General features: G+C 69.8%; 23 protein-coding genes and 3 pseudogenes. 15 read left to right on the forward strand and 11 right to left on the reverse strand.

Annotation, left to right across the window (positions count from 1 at the left end):
• Positions 1–80: 80 nt before the first annotated feature.
• Positions 81–635: an alpha/beta hydrolase family protein gene (locus ACWGIF_RS29485; protein ID WP_453502017.1), complete on the reverse strand. Its 555-nt coding sequence runs from the start codon at positions 633–635 to the stop codon at positions 81–83.
• A 112-nt stretch (positions 636–747) separates the two neighbouring features.
• On the opposite strand from ACWGIF_RS29485, the gene ACWGIF_RS29490 reads away from it, so the two are divergent.
• The 7 genes and pseudogenes from ACWGIF_RS29490 to ACWGIF_RS29520 all read left to right on the forward strand — a co-directional run bounded on the left by ACWGIF_RS29490 (position 748) and on the right by ACWGIF_RS29520 (position 6,006).
• Entirely contained in the window at positions 748–1,383 is a 636-nt protein-coding gene (locus ACWGIF_RS29490; RefSeq protein ID WP_453502019.1) for a GNAT family N-acetyltransferase, read from the forward strand.
• A gap of 680 nt (positions 1,384–2,063) precedes the next feature.
• Positions 2,064–2,522 carry a hypothetical protein gene (locus ACWGIF_RS29495; protein ID WP_453502021.1) on the forward strand — a complete coding sequence of 153 codons (459 nt, stop codon included), beginning with the start codon at positions 2,064–2,066 and terminating at the stop codon, positions 2,520–2,522.
• A gap of 417 nt (positions 2,523–2,939) precedes the next feature.
• Positions 2,940–3,533: a hypothetical protein gene (locus tag ACWGIF_RS29500; protein WP_453502023.1), complete on the forward strand. Its 594-nt coding sequence runs from the start codon at positions 2,940–2,942 to the stop codon at positions 3,531–3,533.
• Between the two features lie 57 nt (positions 3,534–3,590).
• Positions 3,591–3,848: a hypothetical protein gene (locus tag ACWGIF_RS29505; RefSeq protein WP_453502025.1), complete on the forward strand. Its 258-nt coding sequence runs from the start codon at positions 3,591–3,593 to the stop codon at positions 3,846–3,848.
• 782 nt (positions 3,849–4,630) lie between these two features.
• Entirely contained in the window at positions 4,631–5,281 is a 651-nt protein-coding gene (locus ACWGIF_RS29510) for a hypothetical protein (RefSeq protein ID WP_453502026.1), read from the forward strand.
• Between the two features lie 26 nt (positions 5,282–5,307).
• Positions 5,308–5,456, forward strand: a pseudogene (locus ACWGIF_RS29515) (HNH endonuclease); the annotation flags it as partial.
• A 154-nt stretch (positions 5,457–5,610) separates the two neighbouring features.
• On the forward strand, positions 5,611–6,006 hold the full coding sequence (locus ACWGIF_RS29520; protein WP_453502028.1) for a profilin: 396 nt from the start codon (positions 5,611–5,613) through the stop codon (positions 6,004–6,006).
• Between the two features lie 94 nt (positions 6,007–6,100).
• Here ACWGIF_RS29520 and ACWGIF_RS29525 read toward each other — a convergent pair whose 3' ends face one another.
• Together ACWGIF_RS29525 and ACWGIF_RS29530 are read right to left on the reverse strand one after the other, a co-directional pair.
• Positions 6,101–7,171, reverse strand: coding sequence for a hypothetical protein (locus tag ACWGIF_RS29525; protein ID WP_453502030.1), 1,071 nt, complete (start codon positions 7,169–7,171; stop codon positions 6,101–6,103).
• A complete protein-coding gene (locus ACWGIF_RS29530) occupies positions 7,168–9,975 on the reverse strand; it encodes a low temperature requirement protein A (RefSeq protein WP_453502031.1) in 2,808 nt (935 codons plus the stop codon). Before ACWGIF_RS29530 ends, ACWGIF_RS29525 begins: the two co-directional genes overlap by 4 nt.
• A gap of 594 nt (positions 9,976–10,569) precedes the next feature.
• Here ACWGIF_RS29530 and ACWGIF_RS29535 point away from each other — a divergent pair.
• Positions 10,570–11,625, forward strand: coding sequence for a HupE/UreJ family protein (locus tag ACWGIF_RS29535; RefSeq protein ID WP_453502032.1), 1,056 nt, complete (start codon positions 10,570–10,572; stop codon positions 11,623–11,625).
• A gap of 365 nt (positions 11,626–11,990) precedes the next feature.
• Here ACWGIF_RS29535 and ACWGIF_RS29540 read toward each other — a convergent pair whose 3' ends face one another.
• Together ACWGIF_RS29540 and ACWGIF_RS29545 are read right to left on the reverse strand one after the other, a co-directional pair.
• The gene (locus ACWGIF_RS29540; RefSeq protein ID WP_453502034.1) at positions 11,991–13,274 is read right to left on the reverse strand and encodes an MDR family MFS transporter; all 1,284 of its coding nucleotides are present in this window, start codon (positions 13,272–13,274) and stop codon (positions 11,991–11,993) included.
• Positions 13,271–14,356, reverse strand: a complete 1,086-nt coding sequence (locus tag ACWGIF_RS29545) for a PLP-dependent cysteine synthase family protein (protein ID WP_453502035.1) — start codon at positions 14,354–14,356, stop codon at positions 13,271–13,273. The genes ACWGIF_RS29540 and ACWGIF_RS29545 overlap by 4 nt, the downstream gene beginning before the upstream one ends.
• Positions 14,357–14,552: 196 nt before the next feature.
• Here ACWGIF_RS29545 and ACWGIF_RS29550 point away from each other — a divergent pair, with 196 nt between their 5' ends.
• Together ACWGIF_RS29550 and ACWGIF_RS29555 are read left to right on the forward strand one after the other, a co-directional pair.
• A complete protein-coding gene (locus ACWGIF_RS29550) occupies positions 14,553–14,729 on the forward strand; it encodes a hypothetical protein (RefSeq protein ID WP_453502037.1) in 177 nt (58 codons plus the stop codon).
• 304 nt (positions 14,730–15,033) lie between these two features.
• A pseudogene (locus ACWGIF_RS29555) lies at positions 15,034–15,153 on the forward strand (DUF4158 domain-containing protein); the annotation flags it as partial.
• Between the two features lie 107 nt (positions 15,154–15,260).
• On the opposite strand, the gene ACWGIF_RS29560 reads toward ACWGIF_RS29555, so the two are convergent.
• The 4 genes and pseudogenes from ACWGIF_RS29560 to ACWGIF_RS29575 form a co-directional block, all read right to left on the reverse strand.
• Entirely contained in the window at positions 15,261–16,076 is an 816-nt protein-coding gene (locus tag ACWGIF_RS29560) for a sulfite exporter TauE/SafE family protein (protein WP_453502039.1), read from the reverse strand.
• A gap of 95 nt (positions 16,077–16,171) precedes the next feature.
• On the reverse strand, positions 16,172–16,321 hold the full coding sequence (locus ACWGIF_RS29565) for a hypothetical protein (protein ID WP_453502065.1): 150 nt from the start codon (positions 16,319–16,321) through the stop codon (positions 16,172–16,174).
• A gap of 62 nt (positions 16,322–16,383) precedes the next feature.
• Positions 16,384–16,851 (reverse strand): annotated as a pseudogene (locus ACWGIF_RS29570) (hypothetical protein); the annotation flags it as partial.
• 139 nt (positions 16,852–16,990) lie between these two features.
• Complete coding sequence (locus ACWGIF_RS29575; RefSeq protein WP_453502040.1) at positions 16,991–18,064, reverse strand: cation diffusion facilitator family transporter; 1,074 nt, start codon at positions 18,062–18,064, stop codon at positions 16,991–16,993.
• A 126-nt stretch (positions 18,065–18,190) separates the two neighbouring features.
• Here ACWGIF_RS29575 and ACWGIF_RS29580 point away from each other — a divergent pair, with 126 nt between their 5' ends.
• Positions 18,191–18,574, forward strand: coding sequence for an ArsR/SmtB family transcription factor (locus ACWGIF_RS29580; RefSeq protein WP_453502041.1), 384 nt, complete (start codon positions 18,191–18,193; stop codon positions 18,572–18,574).
• Positions 18,575–18,598: 24 nt separating this feature from the next.
• On the opposite strand, the gene chrA is transcribed toward ACWGIF_RS29580, so the two are convergent.
• Positions 18,599–20,005 carry a chromate efflux transporter gene (gene chrA, locus ACWGIF_RS29585; RefSeq protein WP_453502042.1) on the reverse strand — a complete coding sequence of 469 codons (1,407 nt, stop codon included), beginning with the start codon at positions 20,003–20,005 and terminating at the stop codon, positions 18,599–18,601.
• A 213-nt stretch (positions 20,006–20,218) separates the two neighbouring features.
• Here chrA and ACWGIF_RS29590 point away from each other — a divergent pair, with 213 nt between their 5' ends.
• Entirely contained in the window at positions 20,219–20,710 is a 492-nt protein-coding gene (locus ACWGIF_RS29590; RefSeq protein ID WP_453502044.1) for a Chromate resistance protein ChrB, read from the forward strand.
• Positions 20,707–21,141, forward strand: coding sequence for a chromate resistance protein ChrB domain-containing protein (locus ACWGIF_RS29595; RefSeq protein ID WP_453502046.1), 435 nt, complete (start codon positions 20,707–20,709; stop codon positions 21,139–21,141). The genes ACWGIF_RS29590 and ACWGIF_RS29595 overlap by 4 nt, the downstream gene beginning before the upstream one ends.
• 88 nt (positions 21,142–21,229) lie before the next feature.
• Here ACWGIF_RS29595 and ACWGIF_RS29600 read toward each other — a convergent pair whose 3' ends face one another.
• On the reverse strand, positions 21,230–21,886 hold the full coding sequence (locus ACWGIF_RS29600) for a class I SAM-dependent methyltransferase (RefSeq protein ID WP_453502047.1): 657 nt from the start codon (positions 21,884–21,886) through the stop codon (positions 21,230–21,232).
• A gap of 335 nt (positions 21,887–22,221) precedes the next feature.
• Between ACWGIF_RS29600 and ACWGIF_RS29605 the strand changes: the two genes are divergently transcribed.
• Complete coding sequence (locus tag ACWGIF_RS29605; protein WP_453502049.1) at positions 22,222–23,100, forward strand: thermonuclease family protein; 879 nt, start codon at positions 22,222–22,224, stop codon at positions 23,098–23,100.
• A 16-nt stretch (positions 23,101–23,116) separates the two neighbouring features.
• The gene (locus tag ACWGIF_RS29610; RefSeq protein WP_453502051.1) at positions 23,117–23,515 is read left to right on the forward strand and encodes a sugar dehydrogenase complex small subunit; all 399 of its coding nucleotides are present in this window, start codon (positions 23,117–23,119) and stop codon (positions 23,513–23,515) included.
• The last annotated feature ends 14 nt before the right edge of the window (positions 23,516–23,529 follow it).

Raw genomic sequence — 23,529 nt, forward strand, 5'->3', positions numbered from 1 at the left:
CCCGGAGGACCGGGCGGCCAGTCCTCTCGAGCCATCAACGGCACACAGCCATCAGCCACACCCGGTCCTCCCGGACCGCCTTACATTCTTAGGGAGACAGCCATGACGAACCGCACGCCGCGGGCCTGGGCGGCCACCTTGGGCAGCACCCAGCCTGCCTGGCTCGCCCCCCAGAGTCCGCTGCGGCGCGTGTCCATGTCCGGCCGCTGCCTGGTCGCCCAGGCGATGGCGTCGGACGTTTCACGGGCCCGCTCGGTCATGGTCTGGTCCAGCCACTCCCCAGCCGAGCCCGCGACCCCGGGCTTGTTCCAGGACAGCGAGGCGTATCCGGCCCGGGCGAGGGATTCCCAGATGGGCCGGTAGAACGTCTCGTGTGGGGCGTCGACCGGCCCGTCGCCGTGGACGAACCCGACGAGGCCGAACGGCCCCCGGCCCCGGTGGTCCGGCGGCAGGGCGAGTACGCCGTCCCGGGCCGTTTCGCCGTGGCGGATGGACACCTTCTCCTCGCGGATCGCGTAGCTGTTCTGCCGTAGCACCACGGCGTCCAGCGCGGTCCCGGTCAGCACCACGGCGACGAGTGACCAGATCACCGCCGGGGCGCGGCGGCCACGCCGGAAGACGGAACGTCTCATCATCCAACCTTAAATCGTTCTTCATGGAAACGGTCGTTTCTGAAACGAACGTACTACACTCGTTCGTGTTGGACGAGGGATCGGCCGATCGGTGATCGAGGGGAGAGGGTGCGCAGTGGGCAGCACAGGTGGACATGAGGACGCGGCGTCGGGGGAGTTGACCGTCGTTCGCGGGGTCCCTGACGGGGCTCAGGCGCGGGTGGCGGAGCTGTACTGGGAGGCGTTCGGCCGCAAACTGGGGGCGGCTTTGAACCCGCCGGAGCAGGGCAGGCGGTTCATCGCCGCGCATCTCCACCGCGACCGGGCCATCGTGGCCCTCGCGGGAGGCCAGGTGGTGGGTGTGGCCGGCTACCAGTGGGGCGGGCGGGCGCTCACCGGGGGCGGGGTGAAGGACGTGCTGTCCGATTACGGCACGCTGCGGGGGCTGCCGCGCGTCGCGCTCCTCGCCCTGCTCGAACGCACCCCGAAGGACGGGGAGCTGGTCATGGACGGCATCGCGGTCGACTCGGCTCACCGCGGCTGCGGGATCGGCAGCCTCCTGTTGCGAGAGGTTGCCGCGGTGGCGGCCGACGCCGGCTGCCGCCGGATCCGGCTCGACGTCATCGACACCAACGACCGGGCCCGGGCCTTGTACGTACGGCACGGCTTCGTCGCCGGACGCACGGAACACACGCCGTACCTGAGGACCCTGCTGGGTTTCGGCGCGGTCACCGCCATGTACCGCGGCGTCCAGGAGGCGGAGGAGCGATGAGCGGCGCGCCTACGGATCATCTCGGCCGCCCCGGAGATTTCCACCCGTGTACTGGTCCACGCCCTGGTACGGGACGACGGCACGGTCGACACCGGTCAGCTCTACTCCGCCCGGGCCCTGGGCCATGCGCATCGGCGACGAAGGCGATCCCCTGCTGCTGGCCTCCGTCCTGTGGCCCCTCGATGAGATCGCCACAGCGTACGAGCGGCTCGCCGCGCTCGCAGACGCCCAGCTCGCGCGACTCGCCCACCTTCCTTACCCCAGTCACCAAGCACGGCCTGGGCCTTCCCGTCGCCAGGATTCCGCACAAGTAGCCGACCGCCGACCAAGTCCTGGCGACACGGGGGGGGCAGGCGGCGGCCCGGTCACCCCGGGCCGGGCCGCGTCCCGTACGGCGGCTGCCGCTGTTGGGTCTCGGGGGGTTCGTTGCGTCACTTGCAGCGTTCCTGCGGTGGGCGCAGCCAGCGCGCCGGAATCTCGTGGGTGAGCGTGGCGGGGAAGGTGAACGCACGACTGGGGCGTGGGCCCAAGTCGCCGTGCACGGGGGCGAGATGGCCACGGGGCGGACGGGACGAGTTCAGACCTTGATCAACTTGCGTTCTGATGACATGTGAAATATCACATGTCATACACGCCATCCAGGAATCCCTGGACGGTGTTTCACCTCAAGGAGGACCACCATGAACCGCTTAGCTCTGCTCGCCGCAGGCACCGCAGGTCTGGCCGTTTTCGCGATCACCCCGGCCAGCGCCACCGCGCAGTCGGCCGACACCGTCGCGACCGTCACCTCCTGCGGCCACTCGGGTCTCCAGGCAGGCCTGTCCACGCGGGTGTGTGCCGCGGTCACCGGTAACACCGTCGAGTTCTACGGCACTGTCGGCTTCGCCGGCCCGCCCTCCCACGGCAGCCCGGCGCCCGCCCCGAAGGAACTGATCACGACCCTGTCCGCAGAGGTCCTCGGCAGCGGCGCCGCGCCCAGCACTCAGACCAAACCGGTCATCTTCACCTTGTCGAACCTCGAGGTGCACGGCCTGGTCACCACCGTCCCGTGCGGCTCGACCATCCGCGGCACCTTCGGCGTGGCCTCGTTCCCCCGCCCGGCCAACCCGGTGGTCCACGAGGTCACCATCACCTGCTGAGTACGTCGTCCCACGCACGACTCCGTCAGGCGCCGGGCCGGGATGCCGTCCAGCCGTGTTCGAGAAGTTCGAAGGCGCGGGTGACGGCTTCCCGGGTGCTGCCGGTGGCGTTGCCCTGTGCGACGCGGGGGGCCGAGAAGCACGAGCACGACCCCTGCCGCTCGCGGGATGGTCCTCCGGCGTACAGCAGCACGCCGCCGGCGGTCGCGTCGATCCCGCGCCCGCCGGGATGGTCCGTGGCGATCGCGATGTGGCTGGCTCCTGTTGAGCGACGCTGAAGATGAGCATGGGGGCGACGTGCTGGTTGTCGATGGGGCGGGATGAAACGACCCCGGCGGCCGACAGGCCGCCGGGGTCGTCGTGAACACGGTGTCGGCTTCGTGTTCACTCTGTGCCGCCGCCGTCATCACCGGGACGATGTCCCTGGAGGACATCGGCGAAATGCTCCGCGCGATGAACCCCACCGCGGTAGCCAACCCGATCGCGTCCCTCGTCGAGACCACCCGCAAAGACGCCCCCGAGATCGCCGACGCGATCCTCACCGACGACAACCATCTGGCCCTCGGCCCCGTACTGGATGCCCGCGACCAACTGCGCGACCTGGCTGCCACGGCTCCGCTGGAGGACCTCGCACGGGCCTGGAGAGGTACGGAGCGCGTACGGCAGTGGTCCCTGGACCTGTGCACGCGCGTCGAGGAGGAACTCGCTGCGGGACGCCTGGGCGAGGCGGTCGGGGAGTGGCAGAACTGCCGCTACGCGATGGCCGGCCTGGCCGTGCTCAGCACCCTGAAGGAGCGTGACTGGCCACCCGCCCAGCACGCCCTCGACGCCCTGGTGCTGCTCTACCAGCTCGGGGAGTACCGGCGGCTCGACCAGCTCATTCCCGGCTGCCAGTGGCACCTCCTCGCCACCGACGGCCTGATGCCGCCGCCCACCCGCGAGCTCCTCGACCTCATCAGCCGGAACGCGCTCCATGCCGGGTCGGAGGTCGATGTCAGACCAGCCTCGTAGCGTCGAAGGCGAGGCCCCCGGACCGGGACGGGCCCCGGAGGACCGAAGGAGCGGGCCATGGGCGAGATCAGCATCGAGCGGCAGCACCTTGAGCGGCTGCTGGCCGACAGCGCGAGCACGTACGGAGCCCCCTACCAGCGGGCCTTCGCCGAGCTCGCCGAAGAGCGCCGCGGCCGGCCCGTCGCCGAGATCCTCCCGCTGCTCCGCCGCGCCGCCGACGAGGCGCTGCTCGGCTTCACGGACGCCGACCTCCGGGGACAGGCGCAGGCGATCAGTACGGGCGAGCCGTACGTCCTGCGCGTCACGGTGGCCTGACCACGACCGTGCCCGTGCAGGACCTCCCACCACGGCCGGCGCCTTCTTTCCGCTGGCCGCCCGGGCGCCGGGGGAGGCGGCCTTGTCGCTGGTGTCCTTGGGACTCCTGGCCCGCTCGACGCTGGCGCGCAGGGCCTCCATGAGGTCGACAGCACCGGTCGGCCCCGCCCGGCAGCCCGACCGTCGACCTGTCGGCCGTCTCCCAACGTGGCAGGGAACCCCCTGCCGGGGCGCTGTCAGGGCCCTTCCACCTCGCCGCGCTCCCGCGTCCAGGACCGCACGGTGTGCTCGCCCTGGGGCCCGTCCTCGACCAGCACTGGTGGAGAGGCAGTATTCCCAAGCCGCAGTATTCCTATTCGAACCGTCACGGCCCGAGGTTGTACGGGGCGGTCATTTGTCCCATGTCGGCCAGGGGGCGGGTGGCACGTACCGGTTGGGTCCGTGCAGTGGTGACCCAGTCCTGATCGCGTACGGGCTCCCGGCGCCAGCCGCTCGGTTGCGGGGTGCTCGTGATGCGCCATCTGGTGCGTGGCACGGTGGGCGGCGTGACGGGCTCTCGATCCCGTCTTCGGCCTGCTCGCTCCGGTCACCAGCGTCAAAGCTCCTGGTTGGGATGCCGAATCGTGAGCGCCGTAGTTGGCCAGCCGTTTGCCACTGAAGTGGGACGACCGGTTCAGTTCCCACCCGGATGGGTGATGATCCACACTAGGAATGGTTTGGTGGCGTGGAGTAGCCGAGAATGACCCATTGTGACTTCATCGACACCCATGGGGCGGCGCCGCATGCTCCGCCAGGCGGCCGCTGCAGCCCTTGCCGGCACGGGATTGCTGGCGGCCACCGGACCGAACGCCCAGGCGGCTCAGCGCCGGGCCGCCGTGTTGCTCCCCCCGATCGGGGCGGTCATCCCCCTGTCGCTGAGCATCTTCGGTGCCAGCCTGGTGGTACCTCTGCCTCCGCCTCTTCCCCGCTTGAACTTCATCGGCAGCACGACCGTGAGGGTCGAGGTCGGGGGCATTGACTCCGTCCGTCTGCGAACCCTGAACTTCGCCATGGAGGCCAGTCATCCGCTTCTCGGGCAGGTCACGCTCAAGCTTCCCGACATCGACCTGTCTCCACTAGGTAACCTCCGCGAGGCTCCGGACGGGCTTGTGCAGACCTGGTTGCAGTCAATGGTGATGACCTTCGAACGGTTCGGCGAGCTCGCTGGACCGCTCGAGTTTCAGACGGTTCAGCCTGCACGGGCAAGCGGCAGGATGCTCTCTTTCCCGCCTCCGCCCCTGGGCTCCAACCCTGACGGGTCGCCCACCGGCGGAGCTTTCCTTACAGCGTCGGGCCCTATCTCCTTCGAGTCGAAGAGCCCCCTGCCCGTCGGCGTGCCTGTGGATCTCTCTGCCGTCCAGCTGCAGTGGCAGGGGCTCAACGAAGGCACGTAGCTGGTCTGTCCCCGCGAGCCCACCTATCGGCGTGGACGCCGGCCCGGCGGAGGCGTACGCGAACGACCAGGGCTAGGCGGCCTCTCTGGCCGCGGTGACGGCCCGCTCGAACCGCGGCAAGAGCGATCAGGATCCGGCCCTGTGGCTGCCGCCGTCGCCGGAGGCGTTGGGCCGGTAGCGCGCGGAGTGGCCGGCGACCAAGCTCCGCTGGGGTCGGCCCCGGAGTCCTAGCCCAGACACCAGCCGCAAAGTAGCGGCCAGACCTTGTGGTCGCGGCCTTCTGCAGGGCAGAGGGGGCGACATTCAAACGCGCGAGCGAGGAGCACGCTATGGGCAGCTGGCAGGCATACGTGGACACGAGCCTCGTGGGCACCGGCCATGTGAGCCAGGGTGCGATCTTCAGTCTCGACGGCCAGGAGTGGGGGTCCAGCCCAGACCTCCATATCACGCAGGACGAGGCCAACCGCATCAGCGCGGCACTCAACGGCGACACGGAAGCCAAGAATCAGCTCTTCGGGGAAGCCCTGTTCCTTGCCGGCCAGAGGTACGTGATGGCGAGGTGTGAGGATCGCTCAATCTATGGCCGGACTGGGCGCGTGGGAGCCGCCATCGCGAGGACGAGACAAGCAGTCGTCATTGGCATTCACAACGAGGAGATGATGGCAGGAAATGCCTCATCTGCCGTCGAGAGTCTCGCCGACTACCTCATTAGCCAGGGCCACTGACCAGAGCCACGGCGAACCGGCGCCCCGGGTTGGTCGAAGCCGCGAAAGCCGGTTTCGACCGACCCTTCGCGTTGTCGGAGGCTTGGCCACCGGGTCAGCCGGTACTGTCGATGCCCAGTCGCAGGCCCTTCGTTCCCAGTCCTGTCGGGCCGTAGGGGATACAGCGTCCTGCCGGCTGGCTTCGTCCCGGCCCTTCAGTCTCTGTGTCGCCCTTGTCGGTGTGGTACCTGGGTGAGAACTCCTCCCAGGTTTTTGTGGCGTCCGCGCAGATCTTGAAGTCCTCATACGCTTCTACGCACGTCTGGTCTTCTTCGGTTGCCAGGAGTTCCCCCAGGGCCGTGACCAGGTGGGCGTAGTTGTCGTCGATCATGGCGGTCAGCTCTTCGTGGCTGAGCTCGTGTGCCGCGATTGCATTCCACTCGCTGGAGTCGGACTCCTTGCCGAGTGAGTACCGGTCGTTGACCAGCACCGTGTCGAGTTGCAGCCAGTGCACGTAGTTGTGGAGTTTGAGGGCACCGAATTTTTCGGACGGGAGTCCGTAGAGGCACCATAGGATGTAGTGCACAGGGAAAATGCCCATGGTCAGGCTTTTCACCCTGCTGTACAGAAGCTCGCTCCGTTTGATCTTGCCTTGCATCAGGCTTCCGGCAAGAAACTCCCGGAACACGTCCGTGTATCCCTCGTAAGATCCGGGGATCTCGCTCCTAATGTATTCCATGAACGCGTGGACCACCGGGTCCGCCCGGCTGTCGTCGAGCAGCCGCACCAGATCCAGCTGGTGGCGGTGGTCGTCGACATGGAAAGTGACCAGCATGGCGTGGTTGAGCGTGGCCAGCGTGCTGAAATCCCGCACTTTCGGGAAGGACATGACAGTCAGGTGCGTCTGGTCCTTCAGATGCTTCAGGTTGAGGTGTTGCGTGACAGGGAACCTTCGGCAGTACCAGGCGAAAAAAGCTTCAAGGAATTCTCGGTCCCTCGGCCCGACATAGCGCAATGCGTCAGTGCCGGTCGGAGGAAGCACTTTCCCAACCATCCTGCTGGCATGCCAGAACGCCGTCATCCACTCGTGGTGGGATTCCAGATCGTGACCGGTTGCTCCACCGTCGTGCGCCTGCGACGTCGCCTCGTTCATCCGGGGGACGGGGAGATTGTGGAAGTCCTTCATCGTGTCTCCGTAGCTGATCGGTCGGCGGCGTCGGCCGGGGTTTGGGGCTGAGGCACGCCGGCGGACAGGCCCAGGTCGGGGCGGGCGAGGTAGGCGGTGTATTCCGCGCGGGTGATGACCCGGCCGCGGTCGGTGTCCATGGCCTGGCCGATCGCCGTCCACAACGCCCGATAGGCAACCTCCGTGCGGTGCACGAGGGTGGGGTCGGTAGTGGCGGAGTCGCTTTGGATGCGGTGCAGCTGCAGGGTGAAGTCCCGCCACGTAATGACTCCGTCGCCGTCGGCGTCCAGCACCTCGAACGACGCGAGCGCGGTGGGCTGGGCCGACGGGGCGTTTTCGTCCGGACCGTTATCCGTCTGGGTCCCGGTGGCGGCGCGGCGTAGCGGGCTTCGGGCTTCGGCGGCGAGCAGCGCCAGGGACAGGCCGACGAAGCCCGCGAGGGCGGGCAGGCAGGCGCGGTGGACCGCGAAGGGGATCAGCGCCAGGCTCGCGACGGTGACGGCGAGAACGCCCGCGCGGGGGCGGTGCCCCTGCAGCGCCCACATGGCGGTGATGCCTACGGCGAAGACGGCCAGGCCGACGCCCAGGGCGATCGCCCCCAGCCCGGGCAGCCGCGGCCCCCACACGGCGGTGGGGGCTGCGCCGAGATCGCGTGCGATGGCGCGCAGGCCGAAGCCGAACGCGACCATCCCGGCGAGCACGACCAGGTGGGCCACGTTGAAGTAGCCGTACGCGAGGCGGTTGTGGACACGCCGCTGCACGGCGGGATCCGTCTGGGTCAGGCGGTGTTCGGCGTTCGGCTGCAGCAGCGAGAAGTACAGCCACCACATGACGGTCACGCTCACCAGCGCGAGGGCGACGAGGATCATTTGGGGGGTTCCGATGGGTGCACCGCCCAGCTGGAAGGCCATGCCGCCCAGGGACATGTCCAGGCCGATGATGACGATGAACGCGAACCTCTCCGCGATATGGGATGGTGCGGCAACCCACCAGCGTCGGGTGAAGGAGTACGCCGCGATGGCTTCGCAGGCCAGGGCGGCCAGCCACAAGCCGACCCGCAACCGCTGCGGCATCTGGGTGGAGGCGCCGATCAGCGTGGCGGTCGCCACGCTGGCGGCGATCACGAGCAGCGGCCGGTACCCGGCGGTGCGTCCTTGGATCACCCACAACGCGCATGCGGACGCCCAGCGGGTGATCAAGTAGGCGGCCAGGAACACCATCACACGGGCGTTGAAGCCGGGCTCGATGAAGGCCCGCGGCAATGCCAGCCCCAAAAAGACCAGGCCGCCCAGCGCGACGATGTGCAGGGTGCGGATGGTGCCGGCGTCGGCATCGGCGGTGTTGGCGGCCCACACGAAGCTCATCCACAGACCCCACAGCATGGCCAGGACCAGCAGACCCCGCAACGCACCCTCGGCGCTGGGATCACGCAACACCAGGACATCGGTCTGGCAGAACGCAAACGCCGCCATCACATCAAACATCAACTCGAAGCCCGACAGCTCGTGGCCCCGCTTGTTGAAGCGGACCACCGGACGCCACCGCCGGGGGATACCCACGGCCGAGCGGCGGGCGGCCCTGGCGGCGCTGCGCCGCGTGAGGCGCAACAGGACGGCGCAGACGGCGAGCAGCACCAGCACGGCGAGCAGCGCGGGGCACCCCACCAAGAGCACCGGCAGCGCACCCACCACGGCCGCGCCGCCCAGAGGCAGCCCGTCCAGGCGCCAGCGGGTGGTGGAAGAGAACATCGCCTGCCCCAGCAGGCAGCACGCGACGCCGCCGTACAGCTCCACCAAAGCCGTCGTGCCGATCGGCGGCCCGAAACGGGAAGAGGAGGAGGCGAGGTCGGTGAACACCGAACTCAACGCCCCGGCGGATACCGCCAGGCCGCCGCACATCAGGCTGTGGCCCAGGAAGTAGGAGAAGATCTGCGCCTGTGCCTGCCCGACCGTCGCCTCTCCCAGGGAGGGATCCAGGCGGCGGTAGGCGGCATGAACCAGCGGGGCGTACAGCTGCAGGAGCAGGTAGGCGATCAGCAACGCGGCCAATACCAGCACCACCAGCCCCGCCGAGAGGCGGCCGGCCTGTCCAGCCTGCTCCAGCAGCTCAAGCGACAGGCAGCACGCCACCGTGTAGGAGGCGGCGTAGCGCTCCCCGAACGCCCGCAGCCCGAACTGGTGCCACTGCTCGGTCTGCCCGATCCCGAAGCGGTCGTAGATCGGCATGTTCGTGAACGACGCCAGCCCGTAGAAGGCGAGCACACCGAGCAGGATCCATACCGCCTTGGCCGCGCCGTGCGCGGCGAGGGAGGCCCAGGCGGCCGCCGCCAGCAGCACATACCCGGCCTGCACCACGGCGACGTTGCGATACAGCGTCGGCTGCCCGACCGCGACCAACGTCCACTGCGCCAGGCCGCACACGGCGTTCAGGGTGAGCATCAGGGCGAACACGACCGGGCCGTTCAACCCGCCGCTCTGGTCGGTGAACGCCTCCGGCAAGGTGATAGCCAGGGCGAGGAACAACCCCGTCTGCAAGATCATCAAGAGTTTGGGCAACGCGGACTTGACCGAGATGATCGTGACAACGGTGACGGAGTACTGCCACAGCCCGACCACCGCCAACAACACCGAAACGGCTTGCAGCACGCCGCCCATCCCCGGCTGCCGGCTCATCAGGGTCACCGCCATCGACAACGCCAGCACATAGGTGATGTCGACGAGCAACTCGACCGGATCACACTTGTCCGCGCCGTCACGGCGCGGCAGCGACGACAGGCCGCGCACACGCAGCGCCCGAGCACTCACGCCTTACCTCCGGATGAGCATGTGGGCCCCGCGACAGGCCGAATTCGTCGCAGACCGAAGACTGTCGGGACCCTGGGCTGATGCACCCGGACACACCAAGGAAGATCACGCAAAGGAGTGGGAGATCAACTGAACGGGTTGACCACGACAAGAGCGCCATTACCGCCGACGCCGCTCATCGCGGAGTTCCCGGGCGGAGGCGGGATCGCCAATGGCGTCGCATCGCAAGCGCGCGCGTGACGGGTCAGTCCGCCGGGGGGGGTAGGGCTGTGGTGAGTTCTGCTCGGGCGGCGAGGTAGTCGGACCAGCTGTCCAGGAGGTAGCTGGCCGCGGGCGCTCCCGTTCGTGCGGCGTTGGCAGCGGGTCCAGTTGAGGTGATGACCGCTATGCTCGCTCGGCGCGGAGCCGGGCTGACCCGCCACAACGCTGGCTTTCAGCGCCATGCCACGGTTCTTGACTGGTCTCTGTGCGCTCACGGGCGTGATCTGCCGCGGTCCGTCGCCTCCTGAAGAACGGTCCAGGCGATGGTGGGCTTCGGCGTTGCCCGGCTGCTGTGGCGTCACGAAGGCGCCCGTCTCTTGAAAGGCTGCACGCATGCTCCACCCGCAATACCGAGGGGCTGTCCTCATATCGCTGACAGCCCTGCTCCTGGCAGCGTCTGCGCCGTCGGCGTCCGCGCATGGCATCGGCCCCGCGGCAGACAAGAGCGCTCCGGAGTTCGTCTGGTTGGGCACCACGCACATGCTGTTGGGCTGGGACCACCTGCTCTTTGTCGCCGCGGTCCTCCTCTTGGCGGGTTCGGCCCGTCGCGCTGCCGGGCTGATCAGCCTGTTCGCCCTGGGTCACAGCACCACCCTGCTGATCGCGACACTCGCCGGGTGGCGTGTGAATCCGGTCGTTGTGGATGTCGTGGTCGCGTTGAGCCTGGTCTTCGCGGGCGTGGTCGGCCTGCTCGGCGCGGGCCAGCGCCGCTGGTTCGCGCCCGCCGTCGCCGGTTTCGGCCTCGTCCACGGCTTGGGCCTGGCCACCCGCCTGCAGGACCTCAACTTGCCCGAGGACGGACTGGTCTGGCGGGTTCTGGCGTTCAATCTCGGCGTGGAGATCGGGCAGATGGCCGCGATTGCCGCATTCGTCGGCCTCGCTGCGGCCGTCCGCAGGCTTCCGACCCGGTTCCGCCCCACCAAGCGCGTGGTGCAAGGTGCGCAGGCCGCGCTCGTGGCATGCGGCGTGGTGGCTGCCGCACTTCTGGTGGTCGTCGGCAAACCGACCGAGACGGCGCAGGCCTTGAGCAACTGCCAAGTCCGTGATCGCACCGAGTCGTTCGCGGGTGACTCCGGGCACCCGAAGGTGCAGTTCACCGAGCCCGACCAGCCGGCCCCCGAATCCGCGTTCGGCCACATCATCGGCGACGGCTTCGTCATCGTCCAGTACCGGCCCCAGCTCCCGGCAGCTGAACTGGACGCACTGCGGACCTATGTGACCGACCCGCTGTCCGGCCGTGTGGTCGGGGGACCCGCTCCTGCTCAGAAGGAGGCTTTCAAGGCCGTCAACGCCTACCGGACCCTGAGCTGTAAAGAGTTCGATCTCGACGCGTTGAAGAAGTTCACCCTCGACTGGTGGGCTGATCCCCGCTCGCGCCGCACCGAGTAGCGGACCGGGCCGAACCGGCCGGTCCGGCTCTCGCTCACGCTTCGCGTGAGCCCCCGGTCACCTCACGGATTCTGGTGGCCTCCGGGTGCCCGGCTTGGTCGGCTGAGGAGGCGCAGTCCGGTACGCCGATGGCCGGCACCCACGTTCGGGTGCCGGCCATCGCGCTGTGGGGCCGGCTCAGGGCCGGGCGTAGTGGGCTGTGCCGACGAGTTCCTCGAGGAGGTCTTCCCTGGTGACGACGCCAGTGACGGTGGAGTCGGCGTAGGTGACGGCGGCGAGGGGGCGCCGGGTGCGCTCATGGCGGTCATGCCGGGCACGCCTTCGAAGAGGGCTCGCCGGTCCGGTGGGCTCCCCTTCACCGTTGATTACCGCCGGCCGGCCGTGGCCTGGTCTTTCGCTTCAGGGATCGCGCCCAGGTGGCCGCGGCGGCTGAGGAGGCGGATGGCCAGGGCGCTGGCCGCTCCGAGAGCAGACAGTGCCAGCCAGGGAAGGGCTGGAGTGCCGGCCTGGTGGGCTGCGTCGAGGGCGGCGCCGGTGAGGAGGTTGCCGATGGTGATGCCGATGCCGCACAAGGTGTTGTAGAAGCCGTAGTGAGTGGCGACGAGCCGGTCTCCTGAGAGCGCGACGATGGTGTCCATCTCGAAGGGGTAGACGATCATCGTGGCGACGGCCAGCAGCAGCCCGCACACCAGGGCGGGCGCCACCGCACCGACCACCCTGCCGAATCCTGACGCAGGTACAGGCGTCAGGAGCGGCAGGAACGCTGCGCCCATCAGGAGAAGCCCGACGCCGATCGCCTGATGGGGTGTCCACCGCTGCTTGCACCAGGCCGTGATGCGGGTCTGGCCAAGAATCGTGGCCATGCCCGACACCGCGAACAGTGCGCTCGTTCCCATCTCGGCGGTGCGCTCGTCGGGGGCCGCGGCCCCGAGGGCCATGGGCAGTGCGAGGTAGACCTGGAAGGACAGGACGTAGGAGCTGCTCATCGCGGCGGCGAAGAGCAGGAAGGGCCGGTTGGCTACGACCTGCCGCCACTGCCGGACGATGCTCTCCTTGGCCTGCGTGTCCGCGCCGCGGGCCTGGGGCAGGGCTTTGAGCTGGATGAGGGTGAGCACGGCGAAGACGGCGGCGGAGACGAGGCAGGTCAGGCGGAAGTCGATGCGGGTCAGGGCGAGTCCGACGAGGGGTCCGGCCAGGATGCCCGCCTGGTAGAAGACGTTGAACAGGGCGAAGGCTTCGACGCGCCGTTCACCCGCGTCGCGGGCGAGGTAGGCGCGCACCGCCGGGTTGAAGAGGGCTCCGGCGAATCCGGTGGCGGCGGAGGCGGCCAGCAGGCCGGGAACGGAGTCGACCACGGCGAGGGCGGCGAAGCCGACGGTGCGCAGGGTGCAGCCGGCCACGATCAAAGGCTTGTACCCGAATCGGTCGGCCAGGCTGCCGCCGAGCAGGAACATGCCCTGCTGGCTGAAGTTGCGCATGCCCAGGATCAGGCCGACCAGCCAGCCGGTCAGGGCGAGCTTCCCGGACAGGTGCTGGGCGAGGTAGGGCATCAGCATGTAGAAGCCCAGGTTGATCGTGAACTGGTTGAGCAGCAGGAGCTGGACGCTGCGGTCGTAGGAGCGGACCTGGGTGAGGAGTCCGGTGGTCATCTGCCGGCCTGCGGTGCGGGCGGTGCGACGCGGCGGCAGCGGGTCCAGCGCACGGCTTCGCGTTCGCCGGGGTGGCTGATCTCCTCGGGTTCGGCGGCCGGGGGAGAGTCGAGGAGGTCGTGGTCGCGGCAGTAGTCGTCGTTGTAGACGGTGGCCAGGTACCGGTGGGGGCCGTCGGGGAAGACGGCTGCGATGCGGGTGCCCGCGTGGTGGGTGCGGGCGGCCCAGCTCGCGACGAGGGCGACTGCTCCGACGCTCCAGCCGCCGCAGACGTAGTGGGAGCCGGCGAGGTGGCGGCACATCCAGACGGCCTCGCCCGGTGCCACCCAGTGGACCTCGGCGAACTGGCCGTAGGCGACGTTGCGGGGATGGATGCTGCTGCCGAGGCCGCGCATGAGCCGGGGCCGGGCGGGTTGTCCGAAGATGGTCGAGCCGGTGGCGTCCACGCCGATGACCTTCAGGCGCGGGAAGCGGGTGCGCAGGACACGGCTGATGCCGGCGGAGTGGCCCCCGGTGCCGACGCTGACGACCAGGACGTCGATCCGGCCGAGCTGGGTGGTGAGTTCCCGGGCGAGGGGGGCGTAGGCGGCGGTGTTGTCGGGGTTGGCGTACTGGTCGGGGCACCAGGCGCCGGGCCGCTGGGCGAGGAGTTCGCGTACGCGCAGGCGCCGGGCTTCCTGCCAGCCCCCGACGGGGTGCGCGGTGGTGACGAGGTCGACGTGAGCGCCTTGGGCGGACAGGAGGCGGTGCATGTCCGGTTCGAGGCCCGGGTCGGTGACGATGGTGACCGGGTGGCGGTGGATCTTCCCGGCCAGGGCGAGCCCCAGCCCGAGGGTGCCGCTGCTGGACTCGATGATCTCGTCGCCGGGGAGCAGATCACCGCGGGCACGGGCCCGGTCGACCATGTGCAGCGCGGGGCGGTCCTTGATCCCGCCGGGGTTGAGGCCTTCGAGTTTGGCCCAGAAGCCGCGTCCGGGCGGGGTGAGCGGATCGGAGATCCAGACGACGGGTGTGTTGCCGACTGCGGCCGCGAGGGAGCGGCCGGCGCGGCTGGAGAGCAGGCCGGTGGAAGGGTGGTGCATCGTGTCTGCTTTCTGGTGCGAGAAGAACGCCGTACGGCAGCGGCACGCTCCCGGCCCTCGGCAGGACAGGGCGGGCAGGGGCGTGGGACCGACTGCTCGGTCCGGGGGCGTTCTTCTAGATGCGCCAGAGGCACAGGCGGGACTGTCCGGGGGAGCCATCCCGCCATGGGGGGTCGCTCGCGGCACGCTGGGAGGAATGCCCGGCGGCATCTGCCGACCCGGCCGTCTGGTCCGCGGTGAGGGCGTGGGAGGCGAGACGGCCGGGCCCCGGGGTGCTGAAGGAGGACTGCTGCCGGGAGCAGTGGTCGTCGCCCGGCAGATGCGCAGGAGCTTCGCCCGGGGCATGGCCGTGGTCGGCCTCGTGGTGCGCTGAGACGGCGGCGTGTGGCGCGTGGTGGACGTGAGTGGGCGACCCAGCGACGGTGCAGAACAAGGCGGCAAGCAGCGCAACTACCAGGGCGAGTAGCCCTTTGTGGTCTTCTGTGCGCATAAAGTTGACGTTACCGGATATGGACGAAGCACAAGATGTCGAGGGGGCCGGGCGGGTGTGTCACATGGCAGTCGCCAGAGGGGCGGCGGCGAGCCCGAGCGTCGTGCGGAGCCAGTCTGCGCAGGGCATCAGCCGTCGAGTGCGTGCGGGATGTGGGTGAGGAACATCGGAACGAAAACCGTGGGCGCCGTACCGTACGGAGCTGGAGCGGTTCTTCTTCCTGGACGACGCGGACCGCGAGCTGATCGAGGGCAAGCGGCGAGCGCACAACCGCCTGGGCTTCGCGGTGCAGCGGACGACGGCGCGGTCGACAGCGAGGTCAGCCGCTCGGCGTCCCCGGTGGTGGGGGGCACCTCCGACGGTAAACCTGTACCTGGGTACCGGATGCAACCTGGTGAGCTCGCCTGCGCGCGCTCAGGTGTGGCGGGCGAGTTTGACCGCGGACACGAGCAGCATCACCGCCAGCGCAGGAATCAGGACCACATCCGAGAACACGCCCAGGAGCAGGCCACCCAGGACCGCGCCGGCGATCGAGCCTGCTGCCATGGTCAGGGTGAAGCGGACGTTGGCGCCGAGCACGGCGAAGCTTCCGTCGCGGCTGTAACGGGCGAAGGCCACGAGCATGGTCGGCAGCGACACCAGCAGCGAGAGGCTTCCCGCGGTCTTGATGTCCACCGCGAACAGCAGCACGATCGTCGGGATCAGCAACTCGCCCCCGGCCACCCCCATGATCGCCGCGACCACCCCGATGCCGAACCCGGCAACGACCCCGCAGGGCACCTGAGCCCACAGCGGCAGGGCGAGCGTTCCCAGGGCGGTCGTGTGCGTGAGCAGCAGGGCTGCGGCCATGAGGACCATCAGAGCAGCCAGCACCTTGTACAGGGTGGAGCTGCGCATGCGCACCGCCCAGGACGCTCCGGCCCACGCGCCCAGCAGGCTCCCGGCCAGTAGGTTGACCGCGACAGGCCAGTGGGCGGCCACCTCCGAGGCCGGGACAGCTGCCAGGCGGGCAGGCAGCGCGACCAGGACCACGACCAGACTCATCGCCTTGTTCAAGATGACCGCCGAGAGCGCGGCGAACCCGAACAGGCTGATCAGCAGCGGCAGGCGGAACTCTGCGCCTCCCAAGCCGATCATCCCGCCGAGAACGCCGATGGCCGCTCCCGCACCGAACACCAGAGGCGTCTGGTGCGCCGAACGCAGGGGAGTGAGGTCGTTCTTGGTGGCCACAGCAGGCATCCTCGCTGGTCGCGGCCTGTGCCCGCTACGGCACGCCCCCATCTTCAGGGGAAGACACCGCAGGCCCTCTCACGATTCAGCGGGTCTCACAGGCCGAAAGCGCCGCCCTCGATGAGGATGAGCAGGCCGATACCGATCAGGACCAGGGGCAGCAGGATGTGGCCCCAGCTGGCGAGGACCTTGGCGATGACCGGCCGGGTGGCGAAGAAGCGGCCCGCGAAGCACCACACCGCCACAGCACGAGGAACACGAGCGCGTACACGCTCATCCCACCGACGCCGGCGGTGGCGAAGACGGGCACGTAGACACCGATGTTGTCGCCGCCGTTGGCGAAGGTGAGCGCGGCGACCTCCAGCGGACTTGGCCCGCCCTCCTTGGCCTGTGTCTCCTCCTCGCTCCTGTCGGCGTTGCGGTGGTCTTTCCACGCCTGCCAGGCGGCCTTGAGGCCCAGCGCGAGCGGCAGCAGACCGAGGTAGGGATGGCGGACTCGGGCAGGAACGTGGCGCCGAACGCGGCGGCCGCGACAACGAGGATCGCGGCGAAGCCCAGGTACTGGCCCAGCACGATCCGGCGGGTGGAGCCGCGGTGCCCCGCGCCCTGGGCGAAGAACAGCGCCAGGATCAGAATGTCGTCGATGTTGGTGACAGCGAACAGCCCGACCGCCTGCCCGATGATGCCCAGGTCCACGAGCGGGTGTCTCCTCTAGTGCGGTTGTGGTGGCCCCGTGACGGTACCGAGGGCCTGCGCCGCACCAATGTGGCGACATGGTTAGAGGGTGTAGAGGTCGACAACCTTCGGCTGGTTCGGCGAACCGGCCCGCCTGCGGATTGCGGCCCTCCGGCGTACGGCGGCCCCGTCGACCATCACGGTCACGGGGCCGGGCCGTTCGCGGTTCTCGGGTGGGGTCAGCCCGCCCCGTGATGCGCGAGCACGGCGTGCTGGCCAGCGCTGTGGGTGTGGTCGGTGTGGACGGTCGCGGCGGTGAGCCGGGGCACCGCGTGGATCAGCGCGTGCTCCGCCGCGACGGCGAGCTCGTGGGCCTGCACCACCGTCAGCTGGGGATCGACGACGATGTCGGCCTCCGCGCGCAGGGCGTGTCCGATCCATCGCATCCGCACCTGCCCCAGACCGCGGACGCCGTCCACGCCGCGCAGGGCGTGTTCGGCTTTGTCGACCAGTGCAGGGTCGACGGAGTCCATCAGCCGCCGGTAGACCTCCCGGGCCGCGCCGCGCAGCACGGCGAGGATCGCGAGGGTGATGAGCAGGCCGACGATGGGGTCGGCGTACTTCCAGCCGATGGCCGCGCCGCCCGCGCCGAACAGCACGGCGAGCGAGGTGAAGCCGTCGGTGCGGGCGTGCAGTCCGTCGGCGACCAGTGCGGCCGAGCCGATTTTGCGGCCGGTGCGGATCCGGTAGCGGGCCACCCATTCGTTGCCGATGAACCCGACGAGCGCGGCGGCCGCCACCGCCCACAGGTGGGTGACCTCCCGCGGGTTCAGCAGCCGGTCGATGGCCGTGTAGGCGGCCAGAGCGGAGGACGCGGCGATGGTCAGCACGATGGCGACCCCGGCGAGGTCCTCGGCGCGGCCGTAGCCGTAGGTGTAGCGGCGGTTCGCCGCCCGCCGCCCCAGCACGAACGCAATACCCAGCGGAACGGCGGTCAGCGCGTCGGCGGCGTTGTGGATGGTGTCGCCGAGCAGCGCCACGGATCCCGACAGGGCGACCACCGCCGACTGGACGACGGTGGTCAGGCCCAGGATGACCAGCGACAGCCACAGGGTGCGCATGCCCTCCTTGGAGGTCTCCATCGCGGAGTCGACCTTGTCGGCTGCCTCGTGACTGTGCGGGGCCACCAGATGCGCGACGTGATGCCGCAGACGCGACCACCGCGAACCCGTACCGCCGTGTTTGTGGTCATGGCCGTCGCGATGCCCGGCGGCAGAGCCGTGGTGGTGATCGTGTTCGTGGTGGGTGCTCACGGCAAAAGCGCCTTCCGGGAGACGACGGGACGGCCGAGCGCAGGACCTCGGCGGCCTCTGTGCGACACCACCACCATACAAGAACATATGAACAGGTCTTCATGTGTTATCGGTAAGATGGGCGGCATGGGCCACGAAACCGACGGCGGACACCGCGCCACCACCCGCGAACGCCTCGACGCCGTGGGGACCGCCGACGTCGCCGCCACCCTCCAGGCCCTGGCCACCCCCTCCCGGCTGCGGATCCTCGCCCGCCTCCAGGAAGGCCCCTGCGCGGTGGCCGCACTCGCCGAAGCCGTCGAGATGGAACCCTCCGCCTGCTCCCACCAGCTGCGCCTGCTGCGCAACCTCGGCCTGGTGGCCGGCGAGAGGCAGGGGCGCTCGATCGTCTACACCCTCTACGACCACCACGTCGCCCAGCTCCTGGACCAGGCCCTCTTCCACGTCGAGCACCTGCGCATGGGCCTGCGCGACACCCCGCACGCCGCCGCGATCTCCGCCGACGCGTAGCCGCGCGTATCCGCGGCCCACGGCTCAGATGCCGGGAAGGCCTGCCACGGCTGCGCCCAGTCCGAGGGTGGCACAGACGCCGAGGGTCCGCAGGACGCTCCAGCGGAGCTTGAAGATCAGCAGCGCCGCGAGCACGGTGATCGCGAGGGCGGCGGGGCGCAGTGTGGTCAGGTCGGGCAGGGCGATATGCAGGGGGCCGAAGCTCTTGGCGTCCACGTCTGTGAAGAGGGCGTGTTCGGCGAAGTACAGGGCGAGGTTCGCGATGACGCCGACGACGGCGGCGGTGATGCCGGTCAGGGCGGCGGAGATCCTGCGGTTGCCGCGCAGGCGCTCGATGTAGGGGGCGCCGAGGAAGATGAACAGGAAGCACGGCACGAAGGTGACCCAGGTGGTGAGCAGTGCGCCGAGCAGGGCCGCGGCCCACGGGTCGAGGCTGCCGGGGTCGCGGTAGGCGCCGAGGAACGCGACGAACTGCACCACCATGATCAGCGGACCGGGGGTCGTCTCGGCGAGGGCCAGGCCGCTGACCATCTCCTTGGCGCTGAGCCAGCCGTAGGTCTGCACCGCTTGCTGGGCGACGAAGGCCAGGACCGCGTAGGCGCCGCCGAAGGTGACCAGCGCGGTGCCGGAGAAGAACAGCCCTTGGGTGGTGAACACGCTTCCCGTCCCGGTCAGGACGGCGACGGCGGCCACCGGGACGGCCCACAGCAGCAGGCCGGCGGTGAGGATGCGCCAGGTACGCCGGCGGCCGGGCTGCTCGTGGTGGAGGGCGTCATCGGGAATCAGCGGCGGTGGCCCGTCATCGGCCCTATGCCCGCCCGTCGGCTTGAGTGCGTCGGGCCTGTAGCGGCCGATGAGCCATCCGGCGAGAGCGGCGGCGGCGATGACCGCCGGGAACGGTACGGAGAACAGGGCCAGCGCCGCGAAGGACGCTGCCGCCAGGGCGATCAGGAGCGGGTGGGTCAGGGAGCGCTTGGCGACCCGGGAGACAGCCTGCACGACGATGGCGACCACCGCGGGCGCCAGGCCGGCGAACACGCCGGTAACCGCCGCCGTCGACCCGAAGGCGACATACAGCGCGGACAACGCGAGCAGCGCGAGGACACCGGGCAGAACGAAGAGCGTGCCGGCGATCAGCCCACCACGGGTGCCGTTGAGAAGCCACCCCGTGTAGATCGCCAGCTGCTGGGCCTCCGGTCCCGGCAGGAGCATGCAGTAGCTCAGGGCGTGGTTGAACCGCTGCTGGCCGATCCACCGCTTGTCCTCCACCAGCGCCCGCTGCATCACCGCGATCTGCCCGGCCGGACCACCGAAGGTCTGCCAAGAGATCGCGAACCAGGCCCGGGTCGCCTGCCGCAGCGGGATCACATCACCACCGGCGGCGCGGTCGGCTCGGGCCCGGGGGCTGGGGGGCTGGGCGGTGGCGGTCACCGGCACTCCCTTTCGTCCTGATCAGGCCGTTGCACGCGGCCGCGGTCGGACGGATTCGGCGTGCGCGACCGCGCTCCCCCACCCCGCCCAGTGCTGTGTAACCATGGTTACACCACGACTCAGGCCGGTGGAAGACAGATCCCGGGGGATGGACATGAACAACTCGTTGCAGCCTTCGGACGCCACCAGAGCAGGCCGCCCAGGACACATCGCGTGAGCGGCCCGTCCGCCGAGCTGGAGTGGGTTCTGCTCTCCTACCGCCTGCCCCGGGAGCCCTCCACCCCGCGGATCACCGTGTGGCGCAAGCTCAAGCGCCTGGGCGTCGCGCAGATCAGCGACGGCCTCGTCGCACTGCCCGCCGACGCCCGCACCCGCGAACAGTTGGAGTGGAGCGCCGAGGAAGTGACCGACTTCGGCGGGACTGCCACCGTGTGGATCGCCCACCCGGCCGCCGCCGGCCACGAGCAGCACCTCGTCGAGGCCATGACGCGGGCCCGGGCCGCCGAGTATCAGCAGGTTCTCGCCCGAGCCGAAGCCGCCCGGCAGGGAGACGACGCCGAACGGCGGCGCGCGCTGACCAAACTGCGCGCCGAACTGCGCCGCATCCAGCGCCGCGACTACTTCCCCCCGCCCGACCGGGACACCGCCGAGCAGGCCGTCAACGCCCTGCACCCCGCCAACACCACGGAAGAGAGCACCCCATGAAGTGGGCCACCCGCGCCGGCATCCACATCGACCGCGCCGCCTGCGCCTGGCTGATCGGCCGCTTCATCGACCCCGCAGCCGAGTTCGTCTTCGTCACCGACCCCGCCCAGGTCCCCGCCGACGCGACTCCCTTCGACATGCGCGGCGCCGAACTCGGCCACCACCACGGCGACTGCAGCTTCGAGACCATCCTGCGCGTCCACCAGCTCACCGGCGACCCCGTCCTGCGGCGCATCGCGCAGATCGTCCACGAAGCCGACATCGACGACGAACGCTTCGATGCCCCCGAAGCCGCCGGCCTCGACGTGGTCCTGCGGGGCCTGTCCATGACCGGCGACGACATCCGTACCATGGCCGTCGCCAACCTCCTCTTCGACGGCCTCTACGAGTATTACCGGCGCGCCGCGGAGCTGGGCCGCGAACCTGCCTGATTCCTGCGCCAAGCCGCCGGGCACGACAGCCGCCCCCCTCTCTCACGGCGGCCGCAGGGCAGAGCTGTTGCGGCAGCTGCCCGAGCGGTCAGACCTGTGCGATCAGGGCGTATCGTTCGTCAGTCACCGGGCCGCCCCACAGAGCGGGATCGGCGCTGAGGGGTTCGATGCGCAGGTCGGCCACGAGCGGGCGTACCGCGTCGGCAAGGTCGTCAGCGGCGATGCCCCGGTGCCAGGGCAGTTCGTCGGCGCCGGCGACGTACGGCACTCCGCTCTGCCCGGCCTCGCGCCAGCGGCCCTCGACGAGTACGAGGAGGCCGCCGCGGCGGATCCGGGACACCCACTCGGTCAGGGCAGCCTGCGGACCGGGCAAGGTCCACACCAGGTGGCGGGAGAGCAGGACGTCGAACTTCTCATGGCGCGTGGGCGGCACCGCGGCGTCGCCGACCAGGAACCGGCCCGGAAGGCCGACGGCCACCAGCTTGGCCCGGGCCAGCTCCACCATCCGCGGCGCCGGGTCCACCCCGGTCACTCGGTGCCCGGCCGCGGCGATCAGCTCGGAGAGCGACCCGGTACCGCAACCTACGTCCAGCACGTCGGCCGGGGCGGAGGGCAGCCAGGCAGTGAGGAGCTTCGCCCATGCGGCGCGCGTGTCCGCGGCCTTGAGGCCGTGGTCGGGCTCGCTGTCGAAGTCCGGGGCAGCAGCGTTCCAGTAGGCGGTGATGGCAGCGGCAGAGTAGGACATCCGGTGATCCTTTCAGCCGCCACTGACAACACCCCAGGAGCGCTCGCCGTGCTGGGCGACAGATGCAGTGCCGTGCGGAACGGGGGAGACGCGGGGCTCGTCGGCCAGGGCGTCCTTGAGGCCATGTCCGCGGCGGAGCATTCGAGCCAGCCAGCGGTGGGCGGACGGAGGTGTTGCCGCGGAACGGGCAGCGGTCGCGGCCTGGCACCCTGATCGGCCGTTCGGCCGCGCCGGTGCCGTTTCCACGCGCACGTGACGCAAAGTAGCAACACTTCCCCCTATCGTCACATTGAGCAACGACAGGTCTGTTGCAGCGTAAGGGGAGCCGTGCCGTCATGGCCATGCTGTTGATCAAGGGTTCGTACGAGATCGTGGAGACCCAGCCGGACGGGGACACCATCGCGTTCCGGCCCGACAAAACCGAGGAGTGGGACTACGTCTGCGGGCCCTACCGGGTCAAGCGCAACGGGGCCGGCCGCGGGAGGCTCCGCCTTGAGGGCATCGACGCCCTGGAGACCCATTTCGGCCGGACGGGCTCCGAGGTCGCCCAGCCCGCCCCGCTGCCGGCGACGGCCCGGGAGGAGCTGCTGAGGTGGGTGGGGTTCACCAGCGTGGCGTGGGGTGCGGACGGGAAGGTGGCGTCCACGACGCCGGCGAGCGTGCCCGGTTTCATCTTCACCCGGGGCGCGGACCCCAGTAACCGCTGCATCGCCTTCGCCGGGCGGGGCTCGCACCCGGCTGCCAGCGGCACGCACGTCTTCGTCGACAGTGCGCTGCTGCAGAGCACCCTGAACTACCACCTGATCGACGAGGGCCTGGTCTACCCCTTGTACTACCGGAGTCTGTTCCACGGGCTGCGCAACGACCTGACCGTTGCGGCCCACCGGGCGAAGGCGGCGGGCAAGGGCGTGTGGGCCGCGGACAAGACCCTTTCGGGGGCCACGGTCACAGGGCTGGACTCGATCACGGACGCCGGTCCGGTGGCCGAGGACATGGTCCTGTGGCCCAAGCTGTTCCGCCGGCTGGTGGAGTACTTCAGCCTCGGCGACACGGACCTCGCCGGCTTCCGCGGCTACCTGGACCAGGAGGCCGACAACTTCCTGGTCGTGCCAACCGGGCAGCTCACCACCGGCCTCGACGAGGTCGTCGAGGTCTCGGGCACCACCGTGAAGATGACCCGCCCACCGGAGGACCTGGTCTTCATGCAGAACTGAGAAGGAGCCGAACCCCATGACCCACGCCGCGGACTTCCGCGCCCTGTCCGAACTCCTGACCGGCCAGACGCCCCTGGACCAGGCCACCGCCGACGCCCACCGGACCCGTCTCGAAACCCACTACCCGGCCGCGGTCGCCCGCCTGATCGACACCTACCGCACCGTCTCCGCCGAGAACGATCCCGCAGCGGCGCTGTTCGCCGCGGTCAACGCCGACCCGGAGCTTGCCCGTATCGCCCGCGAGACCCTCGCGATCTGGTACAGCGCCCAGTTCACCCGCCCCGACAACACCCAAGCCGGGCCAGGGACACCGGCCCGCTACCGCGACGCGCTGATCTGGCAGGTCATCCGGGCGCACCCGCTTTCCGCCGCGCCGGTACCCGGCGGCTACGGCTACTGGGCCCAGCACCCCTGAAACGAGGACACACC

The organism is Streptomyces sp. NPDC054849, assembly GCF_053610945.1.